Annotated in this window: 11 protein-coding genes; 3 read left to right on the top strand and 8 right to left on the bottom strand. The window is 67.7% G+C overall.

What is annotated here, in order from left to right; translation table 11 throughout:
* Positions 1-53: 53 nt before the first annotated feature.
* From clpA to sbcB, 3 genes are all read left to right on the top strand, one after another.
* Entirely contained in the window at positions 54-2,372 is a 2,319-nt protein-coding gene (gene clpA / locus E5CHR_RS17805; RefSeq protein ID WP_162581071.1) for an ATP-dependent Clp protease ATP-binding subunit ClpA, read from the top strand.
* An 83-nt stretch (positions 2,373-2,455) separates the two neighbouring features.
* The gene (cls, locus tag E5CHR_RS17800) at positions 2,456-3,913 is read left to right on the top strand and encodes a cardiolipin synthase (RefSeq protein ID WP_162581070.1); all 1,458 of its coding nucleotides are present in this window, start codon (positions 2,456-2,458) and stop codon (positions 3,911-3,913) included.
* Positions 3,914-3,980: 67 nt separating this feature from the next.
* Positions 3,981-5,426 carry an exodeoxyribonuclease I gene (gene sbcB, locus E5CHR_RS17795; protein ID WP_232062104.1) on the top strand — a complete coding sequence of 482 codons (1,446 nt, stop codon included), beginning with the start codon at positions 3,981-3,983 and terminating at the stop codon, positions 5,424-5,426.
* Positions 5,427-5,508: 82 nt separating this feature from the next.
* On the opposite strand, the gene E5CHR_RS17790 is transcribed toward sbcB, so the two are convergent.
* The 8 genes from E5CHR_RS17790 to E5CHR_RS17755 all read right to left on the bottom strand — a co-directional run bounded on the left by E5CHR_RS17790 (position 5,509) and on the right by E5CHR_RS17755 (position 15,219).
* The gene (locus E5CHR_RS17790) at positions 5,509-6,789 is read right to left on the bottom strand and encodes an amidohydrolase family protein (RefSeq protein ID WP_162581068.1); all 1,281 of its coding nucleotides are present in this window, start codon (positions 6,787-6,789) and stop codon (positions 5,509-5,511) included.
* Positions 6,790-6,953: 164 nt separating this feature from the next.
* Positions 6,954-7,874 (bottom strand): ABC transporter permease, encoded by a 921-nt coding sequence (locus tag E5CHR_RS17785; RefSeq protein ID WP_162581067.1) that lies wholly within the window; start codon positions 7,872-7,874, stop codon positions 6,954-6,956.
* Positions 7,865-8,926 carry an ABC transporter permease gene (locus E5CHR_RS17780; protein ID WP_162581066.1) on the bottom strand — a complete coding sequence of 354 codons (1,062 nt, stop codon included), beginning with the start codon at positions 8,924-8,926 and terminating at the stop codon, positions 7,865-7,867. Before E5CHR_RS17780 ends, E5CHR_RS17785 begins: the two co-directional genes overlap by 10 nt.
* On the bottom strand, positions 8,923-10,437 hold the full coding sequence (locus E5CHR_RS17775) for an ABC transporter ATP-binding protein (protein WP_232062103.1): 1,515 nt from the start codon (positions 10,435-10,437) through the stop codon (positions 8,923-8,925). Before E5CHR_RS17775 ends, E5CHR_RS17780 begins: the two co-directional genes overlap by 4 nt.
* 144 nt (positions 10,438-10,581) lie before the next feature.
* Positions 10,582-11,583 (bottom strand): BMP family protein, encoded by a 1,002-nt coding sequence (locus tag E5CHR_RS17770; protein WP_162581065.1) that lies wholly within the window; start codon positions 11,581-11,583, stop codon positions 10,582-10,584.
* Positions 11,584-11,806: 223 nt separating this feature from the next.
* Positions 11,807-12,436: a uracil phosphoribosyltransferase gene (upp, locus tag E5CHR_RS17765; protein WP_162581064.1), complete on the bottom strand. Its 630-nt coding sequence runs from the start codon at positions 12,434-12,436 to the stop codon at positions 11,807-11,809.
* A gap of 33 nt (positions 12,437-12,469) precedes the next feature.
* Complete coding sequence (locus E5CHR_RS17760; RefSeq protein ID WP_162581063.1) at positions 12,470-13,879, bottom strand: URC4/urg3 family protein; 1,410 nt, start codon at positions 13,877-13,879, stop codon at positions 12,470-12,472.
* Entirely contained in the window at positions 13,876-15,219 is a 1,344-nt protein-coding gene (locus tag E5CHR_RS17755) for a GTP cyclohydrolase II (protein ID WP_162581062.1), read from the bottom strand. The genes E5CHR_RS17760 and E5CHR_RS17755 overlap by 4 nt, the downstream gene beginning before the upstream one ends.
* Positions 15,220-15,260 lie beyond the last annotated feature (41 nt).

Genomic DNA, 15,260 nt, shown 5'->3' with positions numbered 1-15,260 from the left:
TCGCGCTCCAACCCATCTGAAAATTTATTTACAGCAAGGCAAAAGGAAATCTCATGATTGCCCAGGAACTGGAAGTCAGCCTGCATATGGCTTTTGTCGAAGCCAGGCAGCAGCGCCACGAGTTCATCACGGTGGAGCATCTTTTGCTCGCTTTGCTGGACAACCCGAGTGCCGCGGAAGTTCTGCGCGCCTGCTCGGCCAATGTCGACGACCTGCGCTCGTCGCTCACCAATTTCATCAAGGACAACACGCCGCAGGTGGCGGGTACCGACGACGTCGACACCCAACCCACCCTGGGCTTCCAGCGCGTGATCCAGCGCGCCATCATGCATGTCCAGTCCACGGGCAACGGCAAGAAGGAAGTCACCGGCGCCAACGTGCTGGTTGCGATCTTCGGTGAAAAAGACTCGCACGCCGTCTACTACCTGCACCAGCAGGGCGTGACGCGCCTGGACGTGGTGAACTTCATCGCCCACGGCATCAAGAAGAGCGATCCGCCCGAGGCGACCAAGAGCAGCGGCGAATCCGCCTCCGAGAATGAAGAAGGCGGCGGCGAGAAGAACGAGAAGTCGTCCCCGCTCGAACAGTTCACCCAGAACCTCAACCAGATGGCGAAGGACGGCAAGATCGACCCGCTGATCGGCCGCGAGTACGAGGTCGAGCGCGTCATCCAGATCCTGTGCCGGCGCCGCAAGAACAACCCGCTGCTGGTCGGTGAAGCCGGCGTCGGCAAGACCGCCATTGCCGAAGGACTGGCTTGGCGCATCACGCAGGGCGACGTGCCGGAGATTCTGGCCGAGTCCCACGTGTACTCGCTCGACATGGGCGCGCTGCTTGCCGGCACCAAGTACCGTGGCGATTTCGAGCAGCGCCTGAAGGGCGTGCTCAAGTCCCTCAAGGACAAGCCGAACGCGATCCTGTTCATCGACGAGATCCACACGCTGATCGGTGCGGGCGCTGCCTCGGGCGGCACGCTCGACGCGTCGAACCTGCTGAAGCCCGCTCTGTCCAGCGGTGCGCTCAAGTGCATCGGCGCCACCACCTTCACCGAGTACCGCGGCATCTTCGAGAAGGATGCGGCCCTGTCGCGTCGTTTCCAGAAGGTCGACGTGGTCGAGCCGACCGTGCAGGAAACGGTCGACATCCTGAAGGGCCTGAAGTCCCGTTTCGAGGAGCACCACGGCGTGAAGTACGGCGTGGCTGCGCTGCAGGCCGCCGCGGAGCTGAGTGCCAAGTACATCAACGACCGTCACCTGCCCGACAAGGCGATCGACGTGATCGACGAAGCCGGCGCCGCCCAGCGCATTCTTCCTGCGAACAAGCGCAAGAAGACCATCAGCAAGAGCGAGGTGGAGGAAATCGTCGCCAAGATCGCGCGCATTCCTCCGGCCAACGTCTCGAACGACGACCGCGGCAAACTGCAGAACATCGAGCGCGACCTGAAGAGCGTGGTGTTCGGGCAGGACAAGGCGCTCGAGGTGCTCGCCTCGTCCGTCAAGATGGCGCGTTCCGGCCTCGGCCGCGACGACAAGCCGATCGGCTCCTTCCTGTTCAGCGGCCCCACCGGCGTCGGCAAGACCGAGGCGGCGAAGCAACTGGCCTACATCATGGGCATCGAGCTGATTCGCTTCGACATGTCGGAGTACATGGAGCGCCATGCGGTGAGCCGGCTGATCGGTGCGCCCCCGGGCTACGTCGGCTTCGACCAGGGTGGTCTTCTCACCGAAGCCATCACGAAGAAGCCGCACGCGGTGCTGCTGCTCGATGAAATCGAGAAGGCGCATCCGGACATCTTCAACGTGCTCCTGCAGGTGATGGACCACGGCACGCTGACCGACAACAACGGGCGCAAGGCCGACTTCCGCAACGTGATCATCGTGATGACCACCAATGCGGGCGCCGAGACCATGAACAAGGCGACCATCGGCTTCACGAATCCGCGCCAGTCGGGCGACGAGATGGGCGACATCAAGCGCCTGTTCACGCCGGAATTCCGCAACCGCCTGGATGCAATCGTGAGCTTCAAGGCGCTGGACGAGCAGATCATCCTGCGCGTGGTCGACAAGTTCCTGCTGCAGCTCGAAACGCAGCTGGCCGAGAAGAAGGTCGATGTCACCTTCACCGACGTGCTGCGCAAGCACTTGGCCAAGAAGGGCTTCGATCCCCTGATGGGCGCACGCCCGATGCAGCGCCTGATCCAGGACACGATCCGCCGCGCGCTGGCCGACGAGCTGCTGTTCGGACGCCTGCAGGAAGGCGGCCGCCTGACGGTCGACCTCGACGACAAGGAAGAGGTCCAGCTGGACATCCAGCCGCTGCCGAAGAAGGAAGGGCGCGCCAAGCCCGAAGCCGAAGAGGCCGCCGCGGGCTGATCTGCGATCCCAAGGGACACCGTCCCAAGGCCGGTAGCATTCGCGCTACCGGCCTTTTTTGTTGCCCGAACCTTTTTCGCCCTTTGATCCTCCCCGAGCTCAGCCAGGAATGGAAGACCGGCCTCTCCCTCGCGTGGAGCGGGTATATCGCCGTGCTTTCCGTCTGGATCGTGATGCAGAAGCGCGCGCCCGTCTCGACGATGAGCTGGATCCTCTCGCTGGCGTTGTTGCCCTTCGCGGGCTTCCTCATCTACTACTTTCTCGGGCCCCAGCGGCTGAAGAAGCAGCGCCTCAAGCGGCTGCGCAGCCGCGCCATCGCCCAGGCGCCTGCCGACGTGGCGAGCCTGCGCGCGGCGGCCGAGCGCGCACCGCCGGCATTGCGCCAGATGGCCGCGCTCGGCACCGCAGCCTGCGGGCTTCCGGTATCGAGCGCGACCGCCGCAGACCTGTTGTCGGGCGGCGCCCGTACTTTCGATGCCATCTTCGAGGCGATTCGCGAGGCGCGCGACCACGTCCATCTCGAGTACTACATCTACGAGCCCGACAACACGGGCACCGCGCTGCGCGACCTGCTGATCGAACGGGCTCGAAGTGGCGTGACCGTGCGCCTGCTGCTCGATGCGCTGGGCTCCAAGCGCATCGGGCGCCGCTTCATGGCGCCCATGCTCGAGGCCGGGATCGAAGTCGCGCTGTTCCACGACACCCGCGTCGGCCGGCGACTGCGGCCGGTAACCAACTACCGCACCCACCGCAAGATCGTGGTGTGCGACGGCCGCGTGGGCTTCACGGGCGGCGTCAACATCACCGACGAGGAAGATCGCCGCATCAGGGCCGATGCCTACCACGATGCCCACCTTCGCATCGAAGGCAGCGCGGTTCGCTGGCTGCAGACCACCTTCCTCGAGGACTGGACCTATGCCACCGGCGAGGACCCGCGCCGCATCGATCACGCGCTCGATGTCCTGCTGCCGCGCCTGCCGGGGCAGGAGGGCGCGGGCGACATCCCGGTGCAGATCGTCACCAGCGGCCCCGACAGCGGTCTCGAAGCCATCCATCGCATGCACGTCGCGGCCATCCATTCGGCCGCGCGCCGGGCCTGGCTCACAACGCCGTACTTCGTGCCCGGCGAACCCGGCCTGATGGCGCTGACCAGCGCTGCACTTCGCGGCGTGGACGTTCGCCTGCTGGTGCCGCGCCGCAGCGATTCGCTCATCGTGAGCGCTGCGGCGCGCTCCTACTACGACGAGCTGATCGCCGCCGGCGTCAAGATCTGGGAGTACAAGGCGCGCATGCTGCATTCCAAGACGCTGGTGGTGGACGACAACTGCGCGATGATCGGCACCGCCAACTTCGACAATCGCAGCTTCAGGCTCAATTTCGAGGTGTGTGCCGTGATCTACGGCCCGGCGCTCGCCGAACCTCTTGCGGCGCAGTTCGAGACCGACCTGCACAGTGCTGCTGCGGTCCGCGGACAGCGGCGCCAGAGTTTCCCGCGTCGTCTCGGCGATGCAACTGCCCGGCTGTTTTCACCGCTTCTCTAGGAGGAGGCAGGGGATCGGACATCGGGCGCAACGACGCGAAAGCAAGGATGAGGAGGAAGAAAACATCTTGACGACAAAGCACACTTTTCTTTGGCACGACTACGAGACCTTCGGCGCTGTGCCGCGGCGCGACCGGCCTGCGCAATTCGCCGCCATCCGCACGGACGCCGAGCTCAACGAAGTCGGCGAGCCGATGATGGTCTATTGCAAGCCTGCGCCCGACTACCTGCCGAGCCCGGAGTCCTGCCTGATCACCGGCATCACGCCGCAGCTGTGCCTCGAGCGTGGGGTGCCCGAGCACCAGTTCGCCGCACAGATCGAAGCGGCGTTCTCACAGCCCGGCACCATCGGCGTGGGCTACAACACCATCCGCTTCGACGATGAAGTGACGCGCTTCCTGTTCTGGCGCAACCTCATCGATCCGTACGCGCGCGAATGGCAAGACGACTGCGGCCGCTGGGACCTGCTCGATGTGGTGCGCCTGTGCTATGCGCTTCGGCCCGAAGGCATCGAGTGGCCGAAGAAGCAAGACGGCTCGCAGAGCTTCAAACTGGAAGACCTGGCGCGCGCCAACGGGCTGCTGCACGAGGCGGCGCACGATGCGCTGTCGGACGTGCGCGCCACCATCGCGCTCGCGCGGCTCATTCGCGCGCGCCAGCCCAAGCTTTTCGATTTCGCGCTCGGGTTGCACAAGAAGGACCGCGTCGCCGCGGAGCTCGGCCTGCCCGCCATGCGCGAGACGGCGCGGCCCTTCCTGCACGTCTCCGGCATGTTCCCGGCCGAACGTGGCTGCCTGGCCGTGATGTGGCCGCTGGCAAGCCATCCGACCAACAAGAACGAGCTGCTCGCCTGGGACCTTGCGCACGACCCGAGCGAGCTGCGCGACCTGGACGTTTCGACCCTGCGCCTGCGTCTCTTCACGCGCAGCGCCGATCTGCCTGAAGGCGTGCTGCGCCTGCCGCTGAAGGGCGTGCATCTCAACAAGTCGCCGATGGTGGTCGGCAACCTCAAGACCCTGGCGCCTGCCATGGCAATGCGCTGGGGCATCGACCTCGACGTGGCGATGCGCCACGCGGCGCTCGCGGCCGCCTTGCCCGACATGAGCGCGATCTGGCCGCAGGTCTACGAGCGGCCGCGTGAAGAAGCGCCCGATGTCGACGAGGACCTCTATGGCGGCTTCGTCGGCAACGGCGACCGGCGCCGGCTCACGCAATTGCACGGCCTGTCGCCGGCCGAGCTCGCCCGCTCGCGCACCGGCTTCGACGACCCGCGGCTGGAAGAGCTGGTGTTCCGCTATCGTGCCCGCAACTTTCCGGAAACGCTGGATGCCGAAGAGGCCGGACGCTGGGAAGCACACCGCGTGGCGCGCCTGCTCGAAGGCGAGGGTGGGGCGCGCAACGTCGATCAGCTCTTCGCCGAGATCGATGCGTTGGCCGAGACAGCCGACGAGCGGGGAGAGGAGATTCTGGGTGCCCTCTACGAATACGCCGAGGCCATCGCGCCTTCGATCTGAAGCAAGGGCACACGCGCCTGGCGTTGATGTTGCGCGCCGCCGTCGCCCCGCCAAAGCGCAATCGCGATGAGATGCGAGGCGCTCAGGTCCGCGGCTGCATCCAGCCCGTCGCGGCGGGCCGGCCCGGCAGATGAAGCGCCGCCGTCGCGGCCGGCGTCTCCGCCAGCAGCCGGCCCTGGCGCCAGACCTTGAGCCGCGGCGCGCGCAGCCGGATCGCCTCGACGGAATCGCGCGCCTGCAGCAGCACGAAGCTCGCGTCGCAGCCCGCCTCCAGGCCGTAGCCCGAGAGCCCGAGCACCTTCGCGGCATTCGCCGTCACTGCGTCGAAGCACTGGCGGATGCCCTGTTGACTGGTCATTTGTGCCACGTGCAGCCCCATGTGCGCCACCTCCAGCATGTCGCCCGATCCCATGCCGTACCACGGATCCATCACGCAGTCGTGACCGAAGGCCACGTTCACGCCCTGCGCCATCAGCTCGGGCACGCGCGTCATGCCACGGCGCCTGGGGTAGGTGTCGTGCCGCCCCTGCAGGGTGATGTTGATCAGCGGATTGGCGACCACGCCGACGCCGGCCTCGGCGATCAGCGGCAGCAGCTTGCTCACGTAGTAGTTGTCCATCGAGTGCATGGAGGTGCAGTGCGAGCCCGTCACGCGCCCTTGCAGCCCGAGCCGCTGCGCCTCGAAGGCCAGGGTCTCGATGTGGCGCGAGAGCGGGTCGTCCGACTCGTCGCAGTGCATGTCCACCGGGAGGTCGCGCTCGGCGGCGAGCTCGCACAGCAGCTTCACGCTGGCGGCACCCTCGGCCATGGTGCGCTCGAAGTGCGGGATACCGCCGACCACGTCCACGCCCTTGTCGAGCGCGCGCTTCAGGCTGTCCACGCCGCCCGGTGTGCGCAGGACGCCGTCCTGCGGGAAGGCGACCAGCTGCAGCGTGAGGTAGGGCGCCACGCGCTTCTTGACCTCGAGCAGGGCGTCGACCGCGAGCAGGCTCGGGTCGCTGGTGTCCACATGGGTGCGGATCGCGAGCAGGCCCTTGGCCACCGCCCAGTCGCAATAGGCCATGGCGCGTTCGATCAGCGCCTCGGCGGTGAGCAGCGGCTTGAGCTCGCCCCACAGCGCAATGCCTTCGAGCAGCGTGCCGCTTTGGTTGACTCGCGGCAAGCCGTAGCTCAGCGTTGCGTCCATGTGGAAGTGCGGATCGACGAAATGCGGCGCGACGAGCAGGCCCTGCGCGTCGAGCGTCTCGTGCGCCGGTGCATGCAGCCCAACCGTCACCTCGGCGATGCGGCCGTCCTGCACAGCAATGGACATGCCGCCGCGCCCATCGGGGAGCGTGGCGTCGTGGACCAGCAGATCGAGCATATTAGCGTCCTGTTCGGCGAGTGCCTGCACATGAAATCGCGCCTTTCGGGCCATGGCGGCGTTGGAAATCCTCTCGATGCCTGCGGGTATCGCTCCGGTTTGCGCCTTGCCCTGACCCGAAACGCATCGATTTCATCATGTGCAGGTACTCGCCGGACAGCACGCTAGCGTTCTCCCTTGCGATAAGGCTTCATCAGCGCCTGCGGATATCCCGCCTTGCGCGCCACCAGCACCAGCGCCACGATCGACAGTACATAGGGCAGCATGAGGTATAGCTGGTAGGGCAACAGCGCGTCGCCCGATTGTTGCAGCCGCAGCTGCAGCGCGTCGAAAAAGGCGAACAGCAGCGCGCCCAGCAACGCCTTGCCCGGCCGCCACGAGGCGAACACCACCAGCGCCACGCAGATCCAGCCGCGGCCGTTGACCATGTTGAAGAAAAAGGCGTTGAAGGCCGCGAGCGTCAGGAAGGACCCCGCCACGCCCATCAGCGCCGAGCCCGCCACGATCGCGCCAGTGCGCACGGCCGCGACCGACACGCCCTGGCCCTCGGCCGCCTGCGGGTTCTCGCCCACCATCCGCAGCGCCAGCCCGAGCGGCGTGCGGTGGAGCACATAGGCGAGCAGCGGCACGAGCAGCAACGCCAGCAGCGTCAGCGGGGTCTGTGCGTCGAGCACCGGGACGGGCAGCCATTCCATCGGCGCAAAGGGCGTGACCGTGGGCGGCGTGCTGACCTTGGGGAAGCTCACGCGGTATCCGTAGTAGCTGAGCGCCGTCGCCAGCAGCGTAATGCCCAGGCCCGACACATGCTGCGAAAGCGCCAGGCCCACGGTCAGCAAGGCATGCAGCAACCCGAAGACCGCGCCGGTGAGCGCCGCCACCGCCACCCCCGCCCACAGCGGCGCACCTGCATACACGGCCAGCCAGCCGGCGAAGGCGCCCGCGACCATGATGCCCTCGATGCCGAGATTCAACACCCCCGCGCGTTCGCACAGCAGCACGCCCAGCGTGCCGAAGACCAGCGGCGTGGCAATGCGCAGCACCGCCACCCAAAAGGCCTGGTTGGAAAGGATGTCGGCTATTTCCATCGCAGCCTGTATTGCGTGAGGAGCGTGGCGACCAGCACCGCGATCAGCGAGGCTGCGACGATCACATCGGCGATATAGGTGGGCACGCCGATGGCGCGGCTCATCGTGTCCGCTCCCACCTGGATGCCGGCCACGAACACGCCTGCGGCCAGCACGCCCAGCGGATGCAGCGCGGCCAGCATCGCGATCACGATGCCGCTGTAGCCGTAACCCGGCGACAGGTCCAGCGTGACATAGCTGGTGCGGCCCGCGACCTCGATCGCGCCGGCCAGCCCGGCCAGCGCGCCGGAGATCAAGGCCACCAGCACCACGGTACGCGTGACCGGCACGCCGGCAAAGGCTGCGGCACGCGCGTTGGCGCCTAGCGCGCGGATGTCGAAGCCGGCCACGGTGTACTTGAACAGGATCCAGGCGAGCACCGCCAGCGCGCCCGCCCACAGCAGGCCGGTGTGGACGCGGGTCTGCGCAATCATCCTGCTCAGTTCGAGCTCCGGCTGCAGCGACACGCTTTGAGGCCAGCCCATCGCAGTCGGGTCCTTCATCGGTCCGTCCAGCAGGGCGGAGACCGCGAGCAGCACGATGAAGTTCATGAGCAGCGTGGTCACCACCTCGTCCACGCCCAATCTGTTCTTCATCAACGCGGGCCCGAGCAGCAGCAGCGCGCCCACGCTGGCGGCCGCGGCCATCATCAGGGGGAACAGCAGCCACGGCGGCAATGCGAAGCCGGTGCCGCCGTGCAGTCCGCCCACGGCCACCGCGGCCAGCGCGCCGCCGTAGAACTGCCCCTCCGCACCGATGTTGAAGAGCCGCGCCTTGAAGGCGACGGTCGCGGCGAGGCCGGTGAGGATCAGGGGCGTGGCACGCGTCAGCGTCTCGCTCCATGCGAAGACGGAGCCGAAGCCCCCCTGCAGCAGCAGCGCATAGGTGCGGCCCACCGGCGCACCGGCCCAGAGCACCAGCAGCGCGCTGACCAGCAGCGTGAAGCCGACCGCGCCGACGGGCGCCAGCAGCAGCGCGGCGCGCGACGTCTCGTGGCGGCGCTCCAGCCTCATCCGGCAGACCCCGCCATCGCCATTCCGATGGCTTCGCGCGTCCACGCCGAAGCCGCGCGCGGCTCGCCCAGGCGCCCGCCGTGCATCACCGCGACCCGGTCGCCCAGCGCCAGCACCTCGTCCAGGTCATCGGAGATCAGCAGCACCGCGGCGCCGGCATCGCGTGCCGCAATCAACTGCTGCTGGACATAGGCGACGGCGCCGATGTCCAGGCCCCAGGTGGGCTGGTGCGCGACGATCAGGCGCGGGGTCTTGTTCTGCGCCGCGTCCGGCGCCAGCAGCGCCCGCCCGAGGATCAACTTCTGCATGTTGCCGCCCGAGAGCGCGCGCGCGGGCGCGTCCAGCCCGGCGCCTCGCACGTCGAAGGCTTGCTCGACGCGCCGCGCATGGGCACGCGCCGCGGCGCGCCGCACCCAGAGCCAGCGCGAGAAGGCCGCACTGCGCAGCCGCTCCGACACCGCGTTTTCCCAGATGGGCAGATCGCCCACCACGCCGACGGCGTGCCGGTCTTCCGGGATGCGGGCCACCCCCCGCCGAACCAGCCGGGCAGGCGAGGGGGGCAGGGCCCGGCCCATCAGCTGCACACTGCCGCCAGTGGCCCGGCGAACGCCGCCGAGCAGGTCCGCCAGCGCGGCCTGGCCGTTGCCGGAAACGCCCGCCACGGCCGTGATCTCGCCCGCCCGCAAGCTCAGCGAGACATCGAGCAGACGGTCGTGCCCTTCGCCGGCGGTACGCACCCGGTCGAGCACGCACACGGCATCGCCCACCTGCCGCGCCGGCGTGCGCCTCACGCCCTCGACCGCATGGCCGACCATCCAGAGCGCCAGCTGCGCGGCCGTCGTCTCCCGCGTCGGCGCCTCGGCGACCAGCTTGCCGCCGCGCAAGACGGCCACGCGGTGAGAGACGCGCAGCACCTCGTCGAGCTTGTGGCTGATGAAGATGATGGAGAGCCCGTCGGCCACCATCTGCGAAAGCGTGCGGAACAGCCCTTCGCTTTCCTGCGGCGTGAGCACGGCGGTCGGCTCGTCGAGGATCAGGATGCGCGCGCCGCGGTACAGCGCCTTGAGGATCTCGACCCGCTGCCGCTCGCCCACCGACAAGCTGCCGACCCGGGCTTCCGGCTGCACCGGCAGGCCGAAGCGCTGCGAGACCTCGAGCAGCCTGGCGCGCGCGGCGCCGCGGCGCGAGAAGGGTCGCCACAAGGGCTCGGTCCCCATCGTCACGTTGTCGAGCACGCTGAGGTTGTCGGCCAGCGTGAAGTGTTGGTGCACCATGCCGATCCCCGCGGCCAGCGCCGCCTTGGGCTGGCCGGGCGCGAGCGGCCTGCCGAAGACTTCGATCGCGCCCTCGTCGGCGGTGTAGTGGCCGAAGAGGATCGACATCAGCGTCGACTTGCCTGCGCCGTTCTCGCCCAGCAGCGCAAGCACCTCGCCGGCACCGAGCTCGAGTGAGATCGCATCGTTGGCGACCAGCGTGCCGAAGCGCTTGGTGATGCCGCGCAGCCGCAGCACGATGTCTTGCTCCCTCTCCCGCTGGGCGAGGGCGGGGTTGAGGGCGCCGGACGGTTGTCGAGGCTGAGCGCTATCCACCGCACGGTGCCCTCACCCCAACCCTCTCCCGCAGGCGGGAGAGGGAGCAGGAACGAACCATCGCGCTTACTTCGCGGTGGATTTTGGCTGGCTGTCGTCCACCTTCACCATGAACTTGCCCGCGAGGATGTCGGCCTGTTTGGCCTTGACCTTGGCGACGATCTCGGCAGGCACCTTCTTCTCGAATGTGCCCAGCGGCGCCAGCTCGGAACCCTTGTGCTTCATCATCGAATACGGGCCGTAGTCTTCCGCGACGAACTTGCCTTCCTTCACCAGCTTGATGGCCCGGTCGGCCGAAGGCTCGAAGTTCCAGAGCGCCGAGGCCACGACGGTGTCGGGGTACTTGTCTTGCGTGTCGATCACGTTGCCGATGGCGAGCTTGCCCTTTTCCTTGGCCGCATCGCTGACGCCGAAGCGCTCGGCGTACATCACGTCGGCGCCCTTGTCGATCATTGCGAAAGCGGCCTCCTTGGCCTTGGGCGGATCGAACCAGCTGTTGATGAAGCTCACGCTGAACTCGACCTTCGGATTGGTCTCCTTCGCGCCAGCCATGAAGGCGTTCATCAGCCGGTTGACCTCGGGAATGGGAAAGCCGCCCACCATGCCGATCCTGTTGGTCTTGGTCATGCCGCCGGCGACCATGCCGGAGAGATACGCCGGCTCCTGGATGTAGTTGTCGAAGACCGAGAAGTTGGGCGCCTGCGGCTTGAGCGACGAGCCCATCAGGAAGGCCGTCTTCGGGAAGTCCTTGGCGACCTTGCGCGCTGCCGCCTCGACGCCGAAGACCTCGCCCAGAATCAGCTGGTTGCCGGCCTGCGCGTACTCTCGCATCACGCGCTCGTAGTCGGCGTTGGCGACGTTCTCGGTGGCCTTGTACTCGATCTCGCCACGCGCTTCCGCCGCCTTCAGCGCCTTGTGGATGCGACCGACCCATTGCTGCTCGAAGGGCACGGTATAGACCGCCGCGACCTTGAGCTTGGCCTGCGCAAGCGCAAGGCCGGGTGCGCTGGCTGCGAGCGCTGCGGCAAGGGCGACGGAACGGATGATCAGTTGGCGGCGTAGTGACACAGTCTTCTCCTCAGTTTGCAACCCATTCGTGAAACACCGCGGAACCGGCTTTGCCGGGCCGCTGGTGTTGCCCCCGGTAGGGGGTGGGCGGCTACACGAAGTGAGCCAACCTGGGGGCGAGCAACACCCCCACCGCGGAACCGGCTTTGCCGGGCCGCTGGTGTTGCCCCCGGTAGGGGGTGGGCGCCCGGACACGAAGTGCTGGGCAACCTGGGGGCGAGCGTCATTTCGTTCCGAAGATGCGGTCGCCCGCGTCGCCGAGGCCCGGCAGGATGTAGCCGTGGCTGTTCAGCTCGCGGTCGATGGCCGCGGTGTAGATGGGCACGTCGGGGTGCGCGGCCTGGAACGTCTCGATGCCCTCGGGGCAGGTCAGCAGGCACACGAACTTGATCGACTTCGGGTTCAGTTCCTTGAGCCGTTCCACTGCCGCGACCGCCGAGTTGCCGGTCGCCAGCATCGGGTCGACCACGATGCAGTCGCGCTCGCCCATCTCGCCCGGCATCTTGAAGTAGTACTCCACCGCCGTCAGCGTCTTGGGGTCGCGGTACAGCCCGATGTGGCCCACGCGCGCGCCCGGCACCACGCTGAGCATGCCGTCGAGAATGCCGGTGCCGGCGCGCAGGATGGAGACCAGCACCACCTTCTTGCCGTCGATCACCTTGGCGTTCATGGTTTCGAGCGGGGTCTCGATCTCGATGTCCTGCATCGGCATGTCGCGCGTGACCTCGTAGGCCATCAGCATGCTGATCTCGTTGAGGAGGCGGCGAAAGCTGTTGGTGCTGGCCTCCTTGCGGCGCATCAGCGTCAGCTTGTGCTGGACGAGGGGGTGATCGACGAGGTGGACGTTGCTCATGGGGGCTTGAATGCGTTTTTCGAAAGTGGGAGTCTAGAAGACGGTGCCGTCGCTTTCGATGCGCAGAGGCGGTGTTCCTCCACGCAAGCGTTGTGCCAGCACGCGGCCCGCGGCCCAGGTGCCGCCTTCGAGCACGCGGGCCAGCGGCAGCTCTTCTTCGCTGCGGTTGAGCACCTTGCGCACACGTGCCGCCATTTCGTCGAGCAGCGCGATGGTCAACGCACGCCATTCGACAATGAACTCGTCGCTCACGTTCCACGTGCGCTCCAGCATGGCCTTGTCCCGGGGCACGATGACGCCGCTGTCGATCAGCAGGCCGCCGTTGCGGTACTCCGGCAGCGCCGTCAGTGCCTCCAGGTGGCGCACCCTGACGCCGGCCCGTTCGAAGGGCTCGATGAGCGAATAGGCGAGCCACTGCGAGAGCTTGTGGAACGGCATCCATCCGTCGGTGAGCCCGGGTCCGCGCACGGCACTGTGCCGCCAGCAGTCGCCGAGCGCGAGCACCGGCTCGTTCGGCGCGACGCCGCCCACCGCATCGCTCGGACCCGTTGCGCCCAGGCCGATCACGTTGGCGGTGGGCCAGATGCGCGACAGCGATTCCAGCAGCAGCGTCAGGATGTCGTGCGCGCCGACTTCGGCCGTCGGGGGAATGTTCGGCCCGAGCGGACTGACCAGCGCATCCAGCATGCCGCTCGGGCGGCCCGGATCGCCGAAGGTCTCCGGCTGCTCGCTCATGGCTTCGCCGAGCCGCCGCAGCAGCATGGCGCGCCCGGGCAGGCCGACCAGTTGGTTGGCATCGCTGATCTGCAGGGCATCGCCCAGCCGGTCGGTGACCAGGTTCCGCAAACCGGCAGCGTCGGCTTGCAGCGGCCGGTTGGGGTCGGACGAGAACAGGCCGCCGGTAAAGGCATGGAAGCTCGCCACGGCGAGCCCTTCGGAGCGGGTGAAACGCCGCCCCGTGGCCGGCTCGGTGTAGTGCCAGTGGGGGCCTGCGCCCGCGTCGAGCAGCACGCTCACCAGCACCAGGTCGATGTGGGCGCGGGCGCGCTGCGAAGGCTCGACCGGGCCGAGCAGCCGGTCGAGTTCCTGCAGCCGGTCGACCCCGCCGGCCTCGAAATGGCGCCAGCGGCTGTGGAAGGGGATGGGACCTGAGCCGTAGCGCTCGCGCGTCACCTCCGCCACCGTTCTTGCCGTCTGCGCGAGCACGTCCTCGTCACCGATGGTGAACCACTCGGACTCGCCGCGACGCGCGCGCGCCAGCAGTGCGTTGGCGCGGATGCGGATCGCACGCGTGTTGCGAAGGAAGGCGGCAGCGCCGGCCGGCCGGGTCGTGTCCTCGACGAACTCGAGCGCGGGGTCGACATGGCCCTGCGCATCGGCGTGGTGCACTGCGGCATTCGAGGTGGCGCGATCCGGGTCGAGCCCATAGATGTTCTTGCTCATGTATCGAGGGTCCTTCCCTTGGCCTTCTTGAGTTCCTCGGCGTCCGGCACGATGCCGGGCGTGAAATAGCCGGCCGCCATCTTGGCGTCCATCTCGACCCGCGCGTCGGCCGGGATCAGCTCGTCGGGGATGTTCACCCGCTCGCCGATCTCGATGCCCGAACCGGCAATGGCGTCGAACTTCATGTTGCTCATCGAAACCAGGCGGTGGATCTTGCGGATGCCCAGCCAGTGGAAGACATCGGGCATCAGCTCCTGGAAGCGCATGTCCTGCACGCCGGCCACGCATTCGGTGCGCGCGAAGTACTGGTCGGCCGTGTCGCCGCCCACCTGGCGCTTGCGGGCGTTGTAGACCAGGAACTTGGTCACCTCGCCGAGCGCCCGGCCTTCCTTGCGCGAGTAGGCGATGAGGCCGACGCCGCCGCGCTGCGCGCCGCGGATGCACTCCTCGATGGCATGCGTGAGATACGGCCGGCACGTGCAGATGTCGGAGCCGAAGACATCCGAGCCGTTGCACTCGTCGTGGATGCGCGCGGTGAGCTCGACCTCGGGGTTCGCCAGGTCGCGCGGATTGCCGAAGATGTAGAGGGTCTGGCCGCCGATGGGCGGCAGGAAGACCTCGAGGTCGGAGCGGGTCACGAGCTCGGGGTACATGCCGCCGGTTTCCTCGAACAGCACGCGCCGCAGGTCGGTCTCGGAGCAGCCGAAGCGGCGGGCCACCTCGGGCAGGTACCAGACGGGTTCGATCGCGGCCTTGGTGACGATGGCCGCGCCGCCGGCCGTGAGGAACTTGCCGTCGGCCATAAGCCGCCCCTTCTGCAGCCCCTCGATGACCTCGGGCAGGATCACGTGCGCCTTCGTGATCGCGATGGTGGGACGGATGTCGTAGCCGGCCGCCAGCTCCGCCGCGAAGGCGTCGGCCACCACCGCGCCCCAGGGGTCGAGCGAGACGATGCGGCCCGGCTCGCTCCACTGCGGGTAGGGCCCGATCACGTCGGTGGGTGCGGTGTTGGTCAGGTCGGCCTTGTGCTCGCGCTTGAGCGCGCCCGCCGCCACGGCCAGCGCGCGGTAGACGCTGTAGGAGCCGCTGTGCGTGCCGATGACGTTGCGGTGTGCGCGCTTGGTGGTGGTGCCGACCACCGGCCCGCGCTCGGCGGGGGTGGCAGCGCCCCACTGGATCGGCAGCGCGCCCATGCCGCCCGCGTGCGAGGTCAGTCGGATGTGCGGCCGCTGCGCGGCAGGAGCGCCCGGCGAAATGGATGGAGGCGCGGGAGACGAGGGCTCGGAAGGATTCGGGGAAAGCGTCGGCGAGGATGGAGTCGGAACGGCGTCAACGGACATTGCAGGCCCTCAAAAAACACAATGTAGCGAGGGCTTCTGCG

The sequence above is a fragment of the Variovorax sp. PBS-H4 genome (assembly GCF_901827205.1).
In the GTDB taxonomy this organism is placed as follows: domain Bacteria; phylum Pseudomonadota; class Gammaproteobacteria; order Burkholderiales; family Burkholderiaceae_C; genus Variovorax.
Note: the sequence above shows the minus strand (reverse complement) of the source record. Positions and strands in the feature narration are given on the sequence as shown.

Excerpts from the sequence above, each read along its gene's own strand:
- E5CHR_RS17790 (WP_162581068.1), bottom strand. The coding sequence starts at position 6,789 with ATGCTCGATCTGCTGGTCCACGACGCCACGCTCCCCGATGGGCGCGGC.
- clpA (WP_162581071.1), top strand. The coding sequence starts at position 54 with ATGATTGCCCAGGAACTGGAAGTCAGCCTGCATATGGCTTTTGTCGAA.
- E5CHR_RS17780 (WP_162581066.1), bottom strand. The coding sequence starts at position 8,926 with ATGAGGCTGGAGCGCCGCCACGAGACGTCGCGCGCCGCGCTGCTGCTG.
- E5CHR_RS17755 (WP_162581062.1), bottom strand. The coding sequence starts at position 15,219 with ATGTCCGTTGACGCCGTTCCGACTCCATCCTCGCCGACGCTTTCCCCG.
- E5CHR_RS17785 (WP_162581067.1), bottom strand. The coding sequence starts at position 7,874 with ATGGAAATAGCCGACATCCTTTCCAACCAGGCCTTTTGGGTGGCGGTG.
- upp (WP_162581064.1), bottom strand. The coding sequence starts at position 12,436 with ATGAGCAACGTCCACCTCGTCGATCACCCCCTCGTCCAGCACAAGCTG.
- E5CHR_RS17760 (WP_162581063.1), bottom strand. The coding sequence starts at position 13,879 with ATGAGCAAGAACATCTATGGGCTCGACCCGGATCGCGCCACCTCGAAT.